Source organism: Alsobacter sp. SYSU BS001988 (assembly GCF_054796215.1).
In genome coordinates this window covers 55,012-72,210 of sequence record NZ_JBTAMK010000003.1, presented here as the reverse complement: position 1 = coordinate 72,210, position 17,199 = coordinate 55,012, and the positions used below count along the sequence as shown (strand labels likewise).

13 protein-coding genes are annotated in these 17,199 nt (G+C 73.6%); 7 read left to right on the top strand and 6 right to left on the bottom strand.

The window, feature by feature from the left end; all coding sequences use genetic code 11:
• Nucleotides 1-18: 18 nt before the first annotated feature.
• From ACYVO7_RS07395 to ACYVO7_RS07385, 3 genes are read left to right on the top strand one after another with little or no spacing between them, the layout of a single operon-like run.
• Nucleotides 19-1,962: an ABC transporter substrate-binding protein gene (locus ACYVO7_RS07395; protein WP_460449196.1), complete on the top strand. Its 1,944-nt coding sequence runs from the start codon at nucleotides 19-21 to the stop codon at nucleotides 1,960-1,962.
• A gap of 15 nt (nucleotides 1,963-1,977) precedes the next feature.
• Nucleotides 1,978-2,997 (top strand): ABC transporter permease, encoded by a 1,020-nt coding sequence (locus tag ACYVO7_RS07390; RefSeq protein WP_460449571.1) that lies wholly within the window; start codon nucleotides 1,978-1,980, stop codon nucleotides 2,995-2,997.
• A 1-nt stretch (nucleotide 2,998) separates the two neighbouring features.
• On the top strand, nucleotides 2,999-4,183 hold the full coding sequence (locus tag ACYVO7_RS07385; RefSeq protein ID WP_460449195.1) for an ABC transporter permease: 1,185 nt from the start codon (nucleotides 2,999-3,001) through the stop codon (nucleotides 4,181-4,183).
• Nucleotides 4,184-4,213: 30 nt separating this feature from the next.
• Here ACYVO7_RS07385 and rsmD read toward each other — a convergent pair whose 3' ends face one another.
• Together rsmD and ACYVO7_RS07375 are read right to left on the bottom strand one after the other, a co-directional pair.
• The gene (gene rsmD / locus ACYVO7_RS07380; RefSeq protein WP_460449194.1) at nucleotides 4,214-4,768 is read right to left on the bottom strand and encodes a 16S rRNA (guanine(966)-N(2))-methyltransferase RsmD; all 555 of its coding nucleotides are present in this window, start codon (nucleotides 4,766-4,768) and stop codon (nucleotides 4,214-4,216) included.
• A 3-nt stretch (nucleotides 4,769-4,771) separates the two neighbouring features.
• Nucleotides 4,772-6,985 (bottom strand): pseudouridine synthase, encoded by a 2,214-nt coding sequence (locus tag ACYVO7_RS07375; protein WP_460449193.1) that lies wholly within the window; start codon nucleotides 6,983-6,985, stop codon nucleotides 4,772-4,774.
• Nucleotides 6,986-7,076: 91 nt separating this feature from the next.
• Here ACYVO7_RS07375 and ACYVO7_RS07370 point away from each other — a divergent pair, with 91 nt between their 5' ends.
• The gene (locus ACYVO7_RS07370) at nucleotides 7,077-7,547 is read left to right on the top strand and encodes a nucleoside deaminase (protein ID WP_460449192.1); all 471 of its coding nucleotides are present in this window, start codon (nucleotides 7,077-7,079) and stop codon (nucleotides 7,545-7,547) included.
• On the opposite strand, the gene ACYVO7_RS07365 is transcribed toward ACYVO7_RS07370, so the two are convergent.
• Nucleotides 7,519-8,418, bottom strand: coding sequence for a patatin-like phospholipase family protein (locus ACYVO7_RS07365; RefSeq protein ID WP_460449191.1), 900 nt, complete (start codon nucleotides 8,416-8,418; stop codon nucleotides 7,519-7,521). The two genes, ACYVO7_RS07370 and ACYVO7_RS07365, sit on opposite strands and share 29 nt — an antisense overlap.
• Nucleotides 8,411-9,976 carry an exodeoxyribonuclease VII large subunit gene (gene xseA, locus ACYVO7_RS07360; RefSeq protein ID WP_460449190.1) on the bottom strand — a complete coding sequence of 522 codons (1,566 nt, stop codon included), beginning with the start codon at nucleotides 9,974-9,976 and terminating at the stop codon, nucleotides 8,411-8,413. The genes ACYVO7_RS07365 and xseA overlap by 8 nt, the downstream gene beginning before the upstream one ends.
• A gap of 188 nt (nucleotides 9,977-10,164) precedes the next feature.
• Between xseA and purD the strand changes: the two genes are divergently transcribed.
• From purD to ACYVO7_RS07345, 3 genes are all read left to right on the top strand, one after another.
• Entirely contained in the window at nucleotides 10,165-11,430 is a 1,266-nt protein-coding gene (gene purD, locus ACYVO7_RS07355; RefSeq protein WP_460449189.1) for a phosphoribosylamine--glycine ligase, read from the top strand.
• Nucleotides 11,431-11,515: 85 nt separating this feature from the next.
• Nucleotides 11,516-12,421 (top strand): alpha/beta fold hydrolase, encoded by a 906-nt coding sequence (locus ACYVO7_RS07350; protein ID WP_460449188.1) that lies wholly within the window; start codon nucleotides 11,516-11,518, stop codon nucleotides 12,419-12,421.
• Between the two features lie 27 nt (nucleotides 12,422-12,448).
• Entirely contained in the window at nucleotides 12,449-13,609 is a 1,161-nt protein-coding gene (locus ACYVO7_RS07345) for a benzoate/H(+) symporter BenE family transporter (protein WP_460449187.1), read from the top strand.
• A 9-nt stretch (nucleotides 13,610-13,618) separates the two neighbouring features.
• Here the strand turns inward: ACYVO7_RS07345 and mutL are convergent, their stop codons facing one another.
• The gene (gene mutL, locus ACYVO7_RS07340; RefSeq protein WP_460449186.1) at nucleotides 13,619-15,472 is read right to left on the bottom strand and encodes a DNA mismatch repair endonuclease MutL; all 1,854 of its coding nucleotides are present in this window, start codon (nucleotides 15,470-15,472) and stop codon (nucleotides 13,619-13,621) included.
• Nucleotides 15,469-16,893, bottom strand: a complete 1,425-nt coding sequence (locus ACYVO7_RS07335) for a glucose-6-phosphate isomerase (protein ID WP_460449185.1) — start codon at nucleotides 16,891-16,893, stop codon at nucleotides 15,469-15,471. The genes mutL and ACYVO7_RS07335 overlap by 4 nt, the downstream gene beginning before the upstream one ends.
• Nucleotides 16,894-17,199: the final 306 nt, after the last annotated feature.

Below are 17,199 nucleotides of genomic sequence, written 5' to 3'. Positions count from 1 at the left end.
ACCAGGCGAGGCAGGGCCATGGCTGATCCCACGCACTCCGACGGCGTCACCCGCCGAGGAGTCCTGAAGACCGGCCTGGCGGCCGCGGCGGCCGCAGTCGCCCGTCCGGCGGCGGCGCGGGCGGACGGGCTCCGGTTCCAGGAATCGCCCATGATGGCGGAGCGCGTCGCCAAGGGCGAGGCTCCGCCGGTGTTCGACCGCCTGCCGACCCGGCCGCTGGTGGCCGACTTCGCCTCCCGCAACCGCAGCATCGGGCGCTATGGCGGCGAGATCCGCACCCTGATCGCCAAGACGCGCGACCTTCGCTACATGTCGGCGAACGGCTACACCCGCCTCGTCGGCTATGACGAGACCCTTCGGCTCCAGCCGGACCTCGCCGAGAGCTACGAGCAGAAGGACAACCGGATCTTCACCTTCCGGCTGCGGCGGGGGCATCGCTGGTCGGACGGCCAGCCCTTCACGACCGAGGACTTCCGCTACTATTGGGAAGACATCGCCCGGCAGAAGGATCTCAGCCCCAACGGCCCGCAGGAGGTGTTCCTCGTCGACGGCAAGCTGCCGCGCTTCGAGATCCTGGACGACCTGACGGTGCGCTACGAATGGGACGCGCCCAACCCGCGCTTCCTGCCGGCGCTGGCGCTGCCGCGGCCGCTGCGCCTGTTCGCGCCGTCGCGCTATCTGCGCGGCTTCCACGTCCGCTACACGGACAAGGAGAAGCTCGACCGCATGGCCGCCCGCGCCAAGGTCAAGGGCTGGGCCACGCTGCACAACCGCCTCGACGACGACTACGACTACAGCAACCCGGACGCTCCGACCCTCAATCCGTGGCGGCTGATGACGCCGCCCCCGGCCAGCCGGATGGTGTTCGAGCGCAATCCCTTCTTCCACCGCGTCGACCCGGAGGGGCGCCAGCTCCCTTATATCGACCGCGCCTTGGTCGACGTGGCCTCGCCCGGGCTCTTCCCCGCCAAGGCCAACGCCGGCGAGGTCGACCTGCAGGCCCGCGGCCTGTCGATGAACGACGTCCCGGTGCTGAAGGAAGGCGAGGCGGCGCAGAACTACCGGACGCTGCTCTGGCCCTATGCGCGCGGGTCCGTCTACACGCTCTATCCCAACCTCAACGCCAACGACCCGGTGTGGCGCAAGCTGAACCGCGACGTGCGCTACCGCCGGGCCCTCTCGGCCGCCATCGACCGCCGGATCCTCAACAACGCGCTGCTGTTCGGCCTGGGCGTGGAGGGCAACAACACGGTGATGAAGAGCAGCCCGCTCTATGCGGACGAGTTCCGGACGCAGTTCGCCGGCTACGACCCCGAATTCGCCAACGCCATGCTGGACGAGCTCGGGCTGACGGCCCGGGACTCCAACTCCATCCGCCTGCTGCCCGACGGCCGGATCCTGGAGATCGTGGTCGAGGTCGACGGCGAGTCCACCGACATCGTCGACGCCCTGGAACTGATCACCGAGTTCTGGCGCGACGTCGGCGTCAAGCTGTTCATGAAGCCGCAGGACCGGGGCATCCTGCGCCAGCGCTCCTATTCGGGCCAGACCGTCATGGTGGCGTCCACCGGCCTCGACAACGCCGTGCCCACGCCCCTGATGCCGCCCACCGAGCTCGCCCCCGTCCGGCAGGAGCATTATTCCTGGCCCAAATGGGGCCAGTGGTTCGAGACGCTGGGCCGCAGCGGCGAGAAGCCGGACGACCCCGCGGCCGAGAAGCTGCTGGCGCTCTACGAGAAGTGGCTGAAGACGACCCACGAGGACATGAGCGCCGCGATCTGGAAGGACATGCTGGCGCTCCAGGCCGAGCAGCAGTTCACCATCGGGACGGTGGCGGGCGAGCTGCAGCCGATCGTGGTCAACAAGCGCATGCGCAACATGCCCGAGAAGGCGATGTTCTCCTGGGAGCCGACGTCGCTTCTGGGCGTCTACCGCATCGACGAATTCTACTACGAGGCCTGAGGACAGCCGATGCGCATGGCGATGTACATCCTGCGCCGGATCGTCACCATGCTGCTGACGCTGGTGGCGATCTCGGCGCTGGTCTTCCTCATCATCAAGCTTCCGCCCGGCGACTTCCTCACCAACCAGATCGCCGAGCTGCGCTCGCAGGGCGATCCGGCCGCGGCCGCCAAGGCCGAGTTCCTGCGCGCCCAGTACGGGCTCGACCGGCCCGTCTGGGAGCAGTACCTGATCTGGCTCGGCGTCTGGTCAGGGCCGAACGGCTTCTCCGGCCTGCTGCAGGGCGACTGGGGCTGGTCCTTCGAGTTCCAGCGGCCGGTCAACGACGTCGTCGGCGGCGCGCTCGGCCTGACGCTGCTGGTCAATGTCGTGGTGGTGATCTTCGTCCACGTCGTCGCCATCCCGATCGCCATCTACTCGGCCACGCGGCAATATTCCTGGGGCGACTACGCGGCCACGCTCCTGGGCTATCTCGGCCTCGCCACGCCCAATTTCCTGCTGGCCCTGATCCTGCTCTTCTATCTCAACCGCTGGTTCGGCATCTCCATCGGCGGGATGATGGACCAGAAATTCACCCAGGAGCCGATGAGCATGGCCAAGGCCAGCTCGATCGCCTCGCACCTGATCGCGCCGGTGATCGTCATCGGCCTCTCCGGCACCGCCGCCATGATCCGCCGCATGCGGGCCAACCTCCTCGACGAGTTGCAGAAGCAGTACACCGTCACGGCCCGGGCCAAGGGCATGAAGCCGATGCCGGCGCTGCTGAAATATCCGTTCCGGATGGCCCTGAACCCCTTCGTGGCCGACATCGGCAACCTGCTGCCCCACCTCATCTCGGGCTCGGTGCTGGTCTCGCTGGTGCTCAGCCTGCCCACCGTCGGGCCGGTGCTGCTGCAGGCCCTGAAGCAGCAGGACCAGTTCCTGGCCGGCTTCATCCTGATGTTCGTGGCGGTGCTGACCGTGATCGGGATGCTGATCTCCGACCTGCTCCTGGCCACGCTCGATCCCCGCATCCGCTTCGGACGGCGAGGCTGACATGAGCGTCGCCCTGTCGCCCATCACTCACGATCCGAACGCGCCGGGCCACTACGTCAACCCCGCGCCGTTCGACGCCAGCGCGTCGGACGCGATGAGCGCCGCGGAGGAGACGTTCTACCGCGCCTCGGCGGCGCGGCTGATCTGGTGGAAGTTCAAGCGCCACCGGGTCGCGCTGGTCTCGGCCATCTTCCTGGCCTCGCTCTACATCGCCCTGCCCTTCGTCGAGTTCATCGCCCCCTATGGTCTCGGCCAGCGCAACGCCGACCACCTCTCGGCCCCGCCGCAGGGCGTCCACCTGTTCCACGAAGGGCGTTTCGTCGGGCCTTTCGTGTATCCCTACGCCTTCAAGTTCAACCTAGAGACATTCCGGCGCGAATACGCCGTGGACAGCGCCCGGCCGGAGCCCCTGCGCTTCTTCTGCGAGGGCGCGCCCTACCAGTTCTGGGGCCTGACGCAGGCCCGCCTGCATCTGGTCTGCCCGCCGAAGGGCGGCACCTTCTTCCTGGTCGGCACCGACAAGCTCGGGCGCGACCTGTTCTCGCGCATCATCTATGGCGCGCGCATCTCGCTCACCGTCGGGCTGCTCGGAATCGCGGTCTCCTTCGTGATCGGCCTGACGCTGGGCGGCCTCGCCGGCTATATGGGCGGGTGGGTCGACGCCACGGTGCAGCGGATGATCGAGATCCTGCGCTCCCTGCCGGAGCTGCCGCTCTGGCTGGCGCTCTCGGCCGCGCTGCCGGCGAACTGGAGCCCCGTCCTGGTGTTCTTCGCCATCACGCTGATCCTCGGCCTGCTCGACTGGCCGGGCCTGGCGCGGGCGGTCCGCTCCAAGCTGCTGGCTTTGCGCGAGGAGGAGTTCGTGCGCGCGGCCGAGCTGATGGGCGCCTCGCGCTCGCGCATCATCGCGCACCATCTCGTGCCCAATTTCATGAGCCACCTGATCGCCAGCGCCACGCTGTCGATCCCCTCCATGATCCTGGGCGAGACGGCGCTGTCCTTCCTCGGCCTCGGGCTGCGCCCGCCGGTGACGAGCTGGGGCGTGCTGCTCAACGAGGCGCAGAACCTGGCGGCCGTGAACCTCTATCCGTGGCTGCTGGCCCCGATGGTCCCGGTGATCCTGGTGGTGCTGGCGTTCAACTTCATGGGCGACGGGCTGCGCGACGCGGCCGATCCGTATTCCTGACCGGCGAGGCCGCGGGCCCCGGGCTCGCGCTCATCCGGCCCGGGCGAAGACGACCTGCGTCTCGCCGTAGTCGCGCCGGTCCTCGACCGTGAAGCCCGCCGGCAGCTCCAGCGGCGCGCCGGCGGCTTCCTCCACCACCAGCAGGGCGTCGGGGGCGAGCCAGCCGCCGGCCAGCGCCGAGGCGAGCGCGAGCGGGGCGAAGCCCCGGCCATAGGGCGGGTCGCAGAACACCAGCCCGAAGGGCGCGTGGGGGTGCGCGGCGCCGAGCCTGGTGGCGTCGCGGCGGAACACCTTCGAGGTCCCCGCCGCCCCGAGCGCGTCGACATTGGCCTTGATCAGCCCGCGGCCCTCGGCCGAGTCGTCGACGAACAGCGCGAAGGCCGCGCCGCGCGACAGCGCCTCCAGGCCCATCGCGCCGGTGCCGGCGAAGAGGTCCAGGACCCTCGCGCCCTGGACGGGATCGTCATAGGCGTGGGCGAGGATGTTGAAGATGGTCTCGCGCAGGCGGTCCGAGGTGGGGCGGACGGCCTGCGTCTTCGGGGCGGCCAGGGCCCGGCCCTTGTGCCGCCCGCCGACGATGCGCACGGCTCAGCCCTCGCGCGGACGCCGGGGCGGCCGACCGCCGCCGCCGCCGGGACGCGAGCCGCCGGGGCGGGACCCGCCAGGACGCGAGCCGCCAGGACGCGAGCCGCCGGGCCCGCCCGGGCGGGGTCCCCTGGGGCCGTCGCCGCGCGGCTTGAAGCCCGCGCCCGCGGGCCGGTCGCCCCGGGACGGGCGATCCCCTCCGGGACGGCCTTCTCCCGGCGCCCTGTCGCCGCGCGGCTTGAAGCTGCGGGCGGGACGCTCGCCGGCGCCGCGGGGGGCGTCGCCGTCGCGGGGCTTGAACGTGCGGGGCTTGGCAGGGCTCTCCCGGCGCTCGCCCTCGGCGGGCGCGTCGCTCCAGACGTTGCGCTTCGGCCGCTCGGCGCGCGGCGGGCCTTCGGCGCTGCGGCCCGCATAGGGCTTGCGCCCGTCCGGCCTGTCGCCGCCGCGCGGAGCCCCCGTCGACGGGCGCGACCGCCCGCGGGGCTTCTCGACATAAGCCTCCTCGCGGATATGGGCGGCCGGGTCGCGGGCGATCCGCTCCACCCGCACCGCGCGGCCCTTGGGATCCTTCACCTTGCCGGCGCGCTGGTGCGACTTCTCGGCGCTCTCGGCGCGGGCCAGCTTGGGATCCGCGCCGCGGCGCGGGATCTTCCCGCGCGGGACCATGGCCTCCGCGTCGTCGGCCCGCCACACGCTGGTGAGCGGCTCCATCGGGTGCCGACGCTTGGGCTTGGGCTTCTCGTCCAGGACCTCGTCCGGCCGGTCGCGGCCGCGCGTCCGGTCGCGCGGCGGGCCGTCGCGCTCGGGCGCGCCCCACACCGTGGGCTCGCTGCGGCGGCGCTGGCGGGAGTCGCCGCCCACGGGCTCGCGGCCGGCGGCCGGCGCGGCGCCCTCGCGGGAGGGCCGCCGATCGTCGCGGTCGCGCCGCTCCGCCTCGTCCGGGCGCGCCTTGGGGCGGAAATCGTCCTCGTCATAGACGAAGACCGGCGCCTCGAAATCGACCTCCGCCTGGGCGGAAAGCTCGGGGCCGAGCTGGTCCTGCAGCACGCGCGTGCGCACCTCGTCGGCCGCGCCCTCGGGCAGGTCGCCGAGCTGGAACGGCCCGAAGGAGAGCCGGATGAGCCGGTTCACCTGCAGACCGAGATGCTCGAGGATCTTCTTGACCTCGCGGTTCTTGCCCTCGCGAAGCCCCAGCGTCAGCCAGGAATTGTCGCCCTGGGCGCGGTCCAGCGAAGCCTCGATCGGGCCGTAATGCATGCCCTCGATGGTGACGCCGTCGCGCAGCGCGTCGAGCTGCGGCTGCGTGACCTCGCCATAGGCGCGGACGCGGTATTTCCGCAGCCAACCGGTCTCCGGCAGCGACAGGACGCGCGCCAGCCCGCCGTCATTGGTGAGCAGCAGCAGGCCTTCGGTGTTGATGTCGAGCCGCCCGACCGTGATCACGCGGGGCAACCCGGGCGGCAGGGCGTCGAACACGGTCCGGCGGCCCTCGGGGTCGCGCACCGTCGTCACCACGCCGCGGGGCTTGTGGTAGAGGAACAGCCGCGTGCGCTCGCGGGTCGGCAGCGGCGCTCCGTCGACGACGACCACGTCCTGGGCGCTGACGTCGAGCGCCGGGCTGGTCAGGGTGACGCCGTTCACGGCGACCCGGCCCTCCTCGATCCAGGCCTCGGCGTCGCGGCGCGAGCACAGGCCGGCGCGGGCGATCACCTTGGCGATGCGCTCGGAGAACTCCCGCCTGGGCGCGGCGGGCGCGGCCTTGGCGCGGGATGCGCCGGCGCGGTCGCCGGAGAAGGTCCGGGGCGCGGCGCCCTTGCGCGGACCGGAGCTGCGGGATCCGCCCGCGTCCTTGCCGCCGCCGAAGCGCTTGGGGCCGGCCGATCCCGCCGGCTTGCCGGGCCGGCGCTCGCCGGCCTCGTCGCCGCGGGCGCGGAACGGACGCTCGGCCGCGTCCCTGCGGGGCCGGTCGCCGGCGTCGCGAGGCGGCCGGGCCGGCCGCTCGGCGGCGTCCCGAGGCGGTCTCGCCGGCCGGGCCGCGCGCGGGCCGGCGGCGTCCCGCGGGCCGTCCTTGCCGAAGCCGCCGGGCCGCTTGGGTCCGCCGGGGCCCCGGGCGGGCCTGTCGCCCGTCGCCTTGCCGCCTGCGCCGCCGCGCGCGCCGCCTCTGGAGGGCGGACGGCCCTTGCCGCCGCCGCCTCGATCATTCGTCCTGTCGCTCATCACGCGCTGATAGAGCATTTTCCGGCAAAGTGGTATCGGCTTCGCGGATGAAATGCGCCGCGCGGAGCGGCCTGACAGGCGTGGAGCAGCGATGAAAGGGCCGGCCGGCGAGGCGGCGCAACGGACCGATCCGATGGAGGCGGCCTTCGCGGAGGCGCGCGCCGCCGCCGCCCGGGGCGAGGTGCCGGTGGGCGCCGCCGTGGCGCGCGGGGGCGTCGTCCTGGCTTCGGCCGGCAACCGCACCCTGCAGGACCGCGACGCCACCGCCCACGCCGAGATGCTGGCCATCCGGGCCGCCAGCGCCGTCCTCGGCTCCGAGCGGCTGGTCGGCTGCGACCTCTACGTCACGTTGGAGCCCTGCCCGATGTGCGCCGGCGCGATCTCCTTCGCGCGCATCCGGCGGCTTTACTTCGCGGCCGGCGACCCGAAGGGCGGAGCGGTGGAGCATGGCGTGCGCCTCTTCGGCGCGCCGACCTGCCACCACGCCCCGGAGGTCTATGGCGGGCTGCGCGAGACCGAGGCCGCCGACCTGCTCAGGAGCTTCTTCGCCGAGCGCCGCTGACCGCGGCGGGCGCGGGCCTGTCCAAACGGGCGGCGAGATCGCGCTTCAGCTGCTCCTTGGCGGGCTGGGCCGCCAGCAGGATCGCCTTCGTCTTGAAGAAATCGAGGCCACGGAACGCGTCCACGGCCGGGCGCACCAGCACGTCCGGCGCCCGGGCCTTCAGCTTCTCGGCGACGATCGCGCCCTGCATGATCTGCGACGCCCCCAGCATCGCCTCGAAGGGCTCCGGCGCAACGCGCACCTCGGTGGTCGGGCCGCCCGTGACGTCGACCGCCACCACGATCGCGCCGTCGTCGCCCAGACGCTCGAAGGGCAGCGGGTTGACCGCGCCGCCGTCCACATAGACGCGCCCGCCGGCCAGCACGGGCCGCACCAGGCCGGGGATCGCCATCGAGGCGGCCACCGCCGTGACCAGCGGACCCGCGTCGAAATGGTGTTCGCAGCGGGCGAAGTAATCGGTCGCGACCGCCTGGAACGGAATGGGCAGGTCCTCGATGTCGTCCGGGACGATCTCGGGCCAGAACAGGTCCAGCAGCTTCTCCCCGTCGATCAGCACCGGGTTGCCGAAGCCGCGCGAGAACAGGTCGGCGATGCGCCCCACCCTCGCCTGCAGCACGCGGGCCATCACCTGGGCCCGGTCCCGGAGGCGCGACAGGGCATAGGCCCGCAGCTCCTTGCCGGAGGCCCCGGCCGCATAGGCCGCGCCCACGATGGCCCCCATCGACGTGCCCGCGATGGCGACGGGCCGGACGCCCAGCTCGTCGAGCGCCTCCAGGGCGGCGATGTGGGCGAGGCCGCGCGCTCCCCCTCCGCCGAGCGCGACGGCGACGCGGGGCTCGCGGTCGCCCAGTCTGGCCCTAGGCTCAGCCACCGAACAGGCTGCCTTGCTGGACCGGCGCGGGCTTCGCCCTGGGCCGGGGCCGGCCGGCGTCGCCGGCCACCGCCTTGACGTTGCCGTCGGCGAACTGGATCTCCAGCGCCATGCCGCCCGCGACCTGAGCGGCCTCGCGGACGAGGTGGCCGTCGGGACCGTGAACCAGGGCGTAGCCGCGCCGCAGCACCTCCTTGTAGTCATAGCTGACGAGGAGCTGGTCGGTGCGCCTCAGCGCCTCGCCGGCGGAGCGCATGATCGCCTTCACGCAGCCCAGGGGGCGCTGGCCGATCCGGTCCAGGCGCTCCCGGCGGCGGGCGATGAGAGTCTGGGCCGCGTTGTCGCGGCGGCGGGCCAGCGCGGCGAGCCGCTCGCGCTGGTGCAGGATGCGCTGCCGCTCGGCCCGCAGATTCGCGCCCTGCGCCGCCGCCAGCCGCAGGCCGAGGCCGTCGAGCTTGGCCCGCATGCCGGCGAGCCTCGCCTGCGGGGAGAGCCTGGCCAGCCGGCGCGCCGTCTCGGCGAGGCGGGCGTCGTGCTTGCGCGAGTTCGCCGCCAAAGCGTGGACGAGCTTGCCGCCCGACAGGTCCAGCCGCTGGCGCGGCAGGGCGAGGAGGTCCTCCGGCCCCGGCAGCGCCCGTGCGGCCGAGCGCAGGTCGGCCTTGCGGCGGTCGAGATGCCGATGCAGCGCGGCCAGCACGCGCCGGCCGAGATCGGCGGCCGCGAGCAGCAGGTCCGAGCGCACCGGAACCGCCATTTCGGCCGCGCCGGTGGGCGTCGGGGCGCGCCGGTCGGCCGCGTAGTCGATCAGGGTCCAGTCGGTCTCGTGGCCGACGGCCGAAATCAGCGGGATGTGGCTGTCGGCGGCGGCGCGCACCACCGCTTCGTCGTTGAAGCCCCAGAGGTCCTCGATCGAGCCGCCGCCGCGCGCCACGATCAGCAGGTCCGGCCGCGGGATCGGGCCCGCCTCCGCCAGGGCGTTAAAGCCGCGGATGGCGGCCGTGACCTCGGCCGCGCAGGTGTCGCCCTGCACCCGCACGGGCCAGACGATCACGTGCCGGGGGAAGCGGTCCGCCAGCCGGTGAAGGATGTCGCGGATCACCGCGCCGGTCGGCGAGGTGACGACGCCGATCACCGCCGGCAGGTAGGGGAGCAACTGCTTGCGGGCGTCGTCGAACAGCCCCTCGGCGGCGAGGCGGCGCTTGCGCTCCTCGATCTGGGCCAGCAGCGCGCCGACGCCGGCGGGCTCCAGCGTGTCGATGATGAGCTGGTATTTCGACTGCCCCGGGAAGGTGGTGATCTTGCCGGTGGCGATCACCTCCATGCCCATTTCGGGCCGGAACCGGATCTTCGACGCCGCGCCCCGCCAGATGACGCCGGCCAGGCAGCTCTTGTCGTCCTTCAGGTCGAGATAGACGTGGCCGCTGCCATGGACCGTGACCTTGCCGAGCTCGGCCCGGACCCGCACATGCCCATAGGCGTCCTCCAGCGTGCGCCGCAGGGCGCCGGAGAGCTCGCTGACCGACCACTCGGGGACGTTTGAAACGGGTTCGTGGGACATGCGCGGCAGCATAAAGGGCGAATCGCTAAGGCGGTAGGGCGGGTGGGGCCTGCCGCGGCCCCCACCCACCGCCTGCGGCGGTCCCCCCTCCCCTGAAGGGGAGGGATGAAGCTGCTTCCGCCAGCCCTCTTTCCCCCGGGCCTCGGCATGGTCTAAAGCATCGCCACGTTCAGCGCCGCGGAGGCCTCATGAAGATCCTGCTCATCGGCTCTGGCGGCCGCGAACATGCGCTGGCCTGGAAGCTGTCGCAGAGCCCGCGCTGCGAGACGCTGTTCATCGCTCCCGGCAATCCCGGCACCGCCCAGTGCGGGACGAACGTCCAGCTGAACGTGGCCGACCACCGGGCCGTGGTGGATTTCTGCCGCCTGATGGGCGTCGGTTTCGTGGTGGTGGGGCCCGAGGCGCCGCTCGTCGCCGGGATCGTGGACGATCTGGCGGCCGCCGGGATCAAGGCCTTCGGCCCGTCGCGCGTCGCCGCGCAGCTGGAGGGGTCCAAGGCCTACACCAAGGAGCTCTGCCGCGAGGCGGGCGTGCCGACGGCGGACTTCGCGCGCTTCACGCAGCCCGCGCCGGCGAAGGCCCATGTCCGCGCCCAGGGCGCGCCCATCGTGGTCAAGGCGGACGGCCTTGCGGCCGGCAAGGGCGTCGTCGTCGCCGCCACCGTGGAGGAGGCGGAAGCGGCCATCGACATGATGTTCTCGGGCGGCCTCGGGGCGGCCGGCGAGGAGGTCGTGATCGAGGAATGCATGGTGGGCGAGGAGGCCTCGTTCTTCGCGCTCGTGGACGGCGACGCCGCCCTGCCGCTGGCCTCCGCGCAGGACCACAAGCGCGTGGGCGACGGCGACACGGGCCCGAACACCGGCGGCATGGGCGCCTACTCGCCGGCTCCGGTGGTGACCGACGCCGTCGCGGCGCAGGTCATGGCCGAGATCATCGAGCCCACGGTGGCGGCGATGAAGCGCCGCGGCGCGCCTTTCCGGGGCGTGCTCTTCGCCGGGCTGATGATCACCGCCGACGGCCCCAGGCTCATCGAATACAATTGCCGCTTCGGCGATCCCGAATGCGAGGCGTTGATGCCGCGCCTGCAGGGGGACCTCGTCGAGGCGCTGCTGGCCACGGTGGAGGGCGGCGTCTCCCGGCTCGCCCTCGGCTGGAGCCCGCAGGCGGCCCTCACGGTGGTGATGGCGGCCCGGGGCTATCCGGCGAAGCCGGAGACCGGAACCCCCATCCGGGGCGTCGAGGACGCGGAGGCGCTGGACGGCGTGCAGGTCTTCCACGCCGGGACGCGGCAGGCGCCGGACGGGAGCCTCGTGGCCGCCGGCGGCCGCGTGCTGGCCGTCACGGCGCTGGGCGACAGCATCGCCGAGGCCCGCAAGCGCGCCTATGAGGGCGTCGCCAGGATCGACTGGCCGGGCGGCTTCAACCGCACGGACATCGGCTGGCGCGCCGTCTAGCGCCTGGACCGCGAGCCTGCGGGCTCGCATCCTGTCCACCCCAGGCGAGCCGGAAGGCTCGCGATCCAAGCCCATGAGGCCCGCCATGTCCGATCTCGCCGACCTGTTCCCCGGCTTCGCCAGCCACTGGATCGACACGCAGGCCGGCAAGATCTTCGCCCGGGCGGGCGGCCGCGGCCCGGCGCTGGCGCTGGTGCACGGCTTTCCGCAGACGCATGTCATGTGGCACCGGATCGCGCCGGAGCTCGCCCAGTATTTCACGGTCGTCGCCATGGACCTGCGGGGCTATGGCTGGTCCACCGCGCCGCGCGGCGACGGCGGCGTCGAGGTCTATTCCAAGCGCGCCATGGCGGGCGACGTCGTCGCCGTCATGGAGGCGCTGGGCCATGTGCGCTTCGCCCTGATCGGGCACGACCGGGGCGCGCGAGTGGGCTACCGGCTGGCCCTCGACCATCCCGGCCGGGTGGAGCGGCTGGCGCTGCTCGACATCATCCCCACCCTGCTGATGTGGGAGCGGATGGACGCCAAGAGCGCCATGCAGGTCTATCACTGGACCTTCCTGGCCCAGCCCGAGCCGGTGCCCGAGCGGGCGATCGGCGCCGATCCGGTCGCCTGGCTCGACCATACGCTGGCGAGCTGGACCAAGGCGAAGTCGCTGGACCCGTTCGATCCGCGGGCGCTCGCCCACTACCGCGCCTTCTTCAACAATCCGGACCGAATCCACGCCTGCTGCGAGGACTACCGGGCCGGCGCGACCACCGACCTCACGCAGGACCGGCAGGACCGCGACGCCGGCAAGGTCATCGCCTGCCCGGTCGCGGCGGTGTGGGGCTCGGCCGGCATCCCAGCCGCCGGGGCGAGCCCGCTCGACGCCTGGCGCGGGACCTTCGCGCCGGGCGCCGTCGGACAGGGGGTCGACAGCGGCCATTTCGTCGCGGAGGAGAACCCGCGGGCGACCCTCGACGCCCTCATGCCCTTCCTGGCCGGCTGAGCCGCCGTCCGCCTTTCGGGGTCCCGCATGCGCCTCTCCGTCGTCGTCTCGGCCGTGGTCGCCGCCCTGGTCGGGTTCGGGGGCACGCTGGCCATCGTGGTCTCGGCGGCCAAGGCCGTGGGGGCGGACGCCGCCCAGACCTCCTCCTGGGTCACGGGCCTGTGCCTCGCCATGGCGGCGACGAGCACGATCCTGAGCCTGCGCCACCGCATCCCGATCATCACCGCCTGGTCGACTCCCGGCGCCGCCCTGCTGGCCGCCACGGCCGCGCCGATCGGCATGTCGGCCGCCGTGGGCGCCTTCCTGGCCGCGGGCGGGCTCATCCTGCTGACGGCGGCGTTCCGGCCGCTTGGCGCCCTGATCGGCCGCATTCCGACGCCGGTGGCGGCCGCGATGCTGGCCGGGGTGCTGATCCGCTTCGTGCTGGCGACGTTCGACAGCGCCCAGCATGCGCCGGCGCTGGTCTGGCCGTTGGTGGGCCTGTTCCTGGCCGCGCGCCTGCTCAGTCCCTCCTGGGCGGTGCTGGCCGTGCTGGGCGCCGGCGCGGCGCTGTCCTTCGCGCTCGGGATCACGGGGCCGATGCCCGACCGCCTCGGGCTCACGACCGTGACGCCGATCGCCCCGGCCTTCGAGCCCAGCGTGCTGATCGGCATCGGGCTGCCGCTCTACCTGGTCACCATGGCGTCGCAGAACCTGCCCGGCTTCGCGGTGCTGAAGGCGGCGGGCTACGCCGCCCCGGCGCGCTCCATCCTGGGCGTGACCGGCCTGGCCTCGGTGCTGACGGCGTTTCTCGGCGCCCACACCAGCAATCTGGCGGCCATCACGGCCGCGCTCTGCACCGGCCCGGACGCGCATCCCGACCCGGACAAGCGCTGGATGACCGGGCCGTTCTACGGTCTGACCTACCTGGTCTTCGCCGCCTTCGGGGCCTCGCTGGTGGCGATCTTCGCGGCGCTGCCCGGCGACCTCGTCAAGACCGTCGCCGGCCTCGCCCTGATGGGTCCGCTCACCGGGGCGCTCTCCGGCGCCCTCTCGGACGAGAAGGACCGCTTCGCCGCCGTCCTCACGCTGGCGGTGACGGCCTCCGGTTATGCGGCCTTCGGCGTGGGCTCCGCCTTCTGGGGCCTCGCGGCGGGCCTGACCGCCGTCACGCTTGACGGCCTGGCGCGGGCGTGGCGGGGGCGGTAGACGGGGTCGTCACCGGCGCCCGAACAACCGCTCCACATCGGCCAGCTTGAGCTCGACATAGGTGGGGCGGCCGTGGTTGCACTGGCCGGAGAGGGGCGTGGCCTCCATCTCGCGCAGCAGGGCGTTCATCTCCTCGGGCTTGAGGCGGCGGCCGGCGCGCACCGAGTGGTGGCAGGCGAAGGTCGCCAGCACGTGGTCGAGCCGGTCCTCCAGGGCGAGCGCGCCGCCCCAGTCCTCCATCGAGTCCGCGAGGTCGCGCACCAGCGCGCCGACATCGGCGCCGGCCAAAGCGGCGGGGACTTCGCTGACCGCCACCGCGCCGGGGCCGAAGGCCTCGACGGCGAGGCCCAGCGCGGCGAGCACGCCGGCCTTCTCGCAGAGCCGGTCCACCGCGACGGGGTCGAGGTCGACCACGGCCGGGATGAGCAGGAGCTGGCGCGCCACGCCGCCCTCGGCCCGCTCGCGCTTCAGGCGCTCATAGACGAGCCGCTCATGGGCGGCGTGCTGGTCGACGATGACGACGCCGTCCTGCGTCTGGGCGACGATATAAGTGTCGTGAAGCTGCGCCCTGGCGGCCCCCAGGGGGCGGGCCAGCAGGTCCGGCGCGGGCGCGGCCTCGGCGGCGCGCAGGTCGGCGGCGGGTTCGGCGAGGGTGACGAAGGCGGCCTGGGGCGGCGCGGCGAAGCCGGGCTGGCGGTGGGGCGAGGGCCCCGGCGGCGACGCGGGCGCGGCCGGGCTGGCGCGCCAGTCCCACTGCGCGTTGCGGGCCGGTGGGGCGGCGAACCAGGAGCGCGCCGCCTGCGCGCCGGAATGGGCCCGCAGGGCGTCGAGGGTCGCGGCTCCGACGGTGTTGGAGGCCCGGTGGCCGGCGCCGGCCAGCGCCTGCTTCAGCGCCCCGACCACGAGGCCGCGGATGAGGCCCGGATCGCGGAAGCGCACCTCGCTCTTGCCCGGATGCACGTTGACGTCGACGAGGCGCGGCGGGCAGCTGACGAAGAGCGCCAGCGCCGGGTGGCGTCCGCTGGGCACGACATCCGCATAGGCGCCCTTCACGGCGCCGAGCAGCAGCTTGTCGCGCACCGGGCGGCCGTTGACGAAGAGGTGGATCCACGCCGCCGTGGGCCGGTGGAAGGTGGGCAGGCCGGCGAGGCCGACGAGGCCGGCCTCGTCCCGCATGGCGTCCAGCGGCAGGGCGTTGTCGACGAAATCGCGCCCCAGCGCCTGGCCGAGGCGCGCCAGCATGGCGGCCTGCGGGTCGCCGGGCGCGGCCGGGTAGTCCAGCGCCGGCGCGCCCTCCCCGCCCAGCTCGAAGCGCACGCCCGGATGCGCCATGGCGAGGCGCTTCAGCATGTCGGCGACGGCCTGCGCCTCGGCGCGGTCGGTCTTCAGGAATTTCAGCCGCGCCGGCGTGGCGAAGAACAGGTCGGCGATCTCCACCCGGGTGCCGCGGTCGAGGGCCGCCGGCCGCACCGGATGCTTCAGCCCGGCGTCGACCAGGATGGAGGAGCCGTGCGCCGCCCCCGCCTGGCGGGTGGCGATGGAGAGGCGCGACACCGCCCCGATGGAGGGCAGCGCCTCGCCGCGAAAGCCCAGAGTGTCGATGGCGAACAGGTCGCCGTCGGGCAGCTTGGAGGTGGCGTGGCGCTCCACCGCGAGGTCGAGGTCCTGCGGGCTCATGCCGGCGCCGTCGTCCACCACCCGGATGAGCCGCCGCCCGCCGCCCTCGATCACCACCTCGATGCGGCTCGCGCCGGCGTCGAGCGCGTTCTCGACCAGCTCCTTCACGGCCGAGGCCGGGCGCTCCACCACCTCTCCGGCGGCGATGCGGTCGACCAGGACGGGATCCAGGCGGCGCACGCTCATGGGGCGGCTGTCTCCGGCGCGGCGGTAGCCGGCGCGGCGGCGGGGGCGCTCGACCCCTCGAAGGGGCGCAGGCCCAGCGCGTCGGCGACGAGCGCGGTCTCCAGCATCATGTGGGCCATCAGGGCGCCCAAGGCGGCCTCGTCGAGGCGCGGCAGGCGGATGCGGCGGGCGGGCCGGCCGGCATGGGCCAAGGCGGCGAGCAGGTCCGCGGCCGGGTCCGTTCCCGGCCCTCCCCCCGGGAGCGGCGGGTCGTCGGGGCCGGGCTCGACCGTGACCACCGTGAAGAGCTTGTCGGCCGGGCCGGCCGCGTAGAACAGCTGGGCCCGGGCGTCGGCCGGGCCGGGCGCCGCCAAGGGCAGGCTCGCGGCCCCGCCGGGGCCGAGCGCGTCGGTCCACAGCTGCGCCCACCAGCGGGAGAACAGCGCCAGCCGGTCGGCGTGGGGCGCCATCACGGCGACGCTGCGGCCGGTCCGCATGGCGGCGATGTTGAGGGCCGCGCCGGCGGCGGGCGCGCAGTCCCGCGGCGAGGCGGCCGCGTCGAGGCCGGAGCGCAGCGCCTCGAAGGCGCCGCGGCGCAGGGACGAGACGTCGAGGCCGAGCGCGGCGGCGGGCAGGAGCCCGGTGGGCGACAGCGCCGCGAAGCCGGACGCGCCCAGCGGCGACGACGCCTCGGGCGGGTCCTGGTGATGCTCCAGCACGACGCCGCCATGGGCCTGCACCAGGCTGCGCAGGCCGCCGAGGCCGCCCGCGCCGGCGGGCTCCACCACCGCCACCACCGTTTGCGGGATAGCCGCGCCGAGGCCGGCGCGCTTCAGCGCCTCCAGGGCCGCGATGGCCTGCATCACGGCGCCGCCCTCGCCCCCCTCCCCGGAGACGGCCAGGAAGCGCGTCGCCGTCAGGGGCAGGCGGCGCAGCACCGCGCCCACCGTGCGCGGATCGAGCCCGTCGAGGAAATGCGCCCGCGGCGGCGGGGCGAGCACGCCCAGCGCCGGCACGCCGTAGTCCTTCAGCTGCGCCGTGACCTGCGCGCCCAGCGTGGAGCCGCCGGACAGCACCACGACGTCGGTGACGCCCTCCTCGGAAAGGCGCCGGGCCGCCTCCGCCACGCCGGGCGGCAGATCGGCGGGGGTTGTTTCGGGAGCGGTGGCGCGGCCGGCCGGCTTGGCGAAGAGCGAGCGGGCGGGCGCGGCGGGGCGCGAGGCGGCGGCCTGCAGCGCGTCGGCGGCGAGGCGCAGCAGCGCCGGGCGCGGCGCGCGGCCCTGGCCCGGCGCCGGGATGCGGGCCGCCTGGCTCACCGCCTCCCGGAAGCGCCCGAGGGCCGCGCCGACGTCGGCCAGGGCGGCCTCATAGGCCTCGTCGGCGACGCCGCCCTCGCCGATCGAAGACCGCAGCGCCGACGCGGTCGCGTGCTCGAAAGCCATGCTGCGTGATTCCCGTCCCGGTGGCGACGGCGCGAGGATAGGGGGATGGGGAGTGGGTGGGAAGGGCGGGGGGTGACGAAGCCGCGCTTGGCGCTCGGACTACGAAGCTTCGAGAAGCCAGCCCACGACGATTCTTTCAAAATCAGCTGAGGGGGCGAAACTCGCACGCATCAACTGCGCAATGGGCGCGCAAACGCGAGCTTTCCGCAAGCCTCGACAAGTCCTAGGACTTCTTACGAACGCTGATCGCCTTCGCGGCGGCTCGAACGTCCTCAACCGAAATCCGGGCCTGTTCCGAAGCGGGCT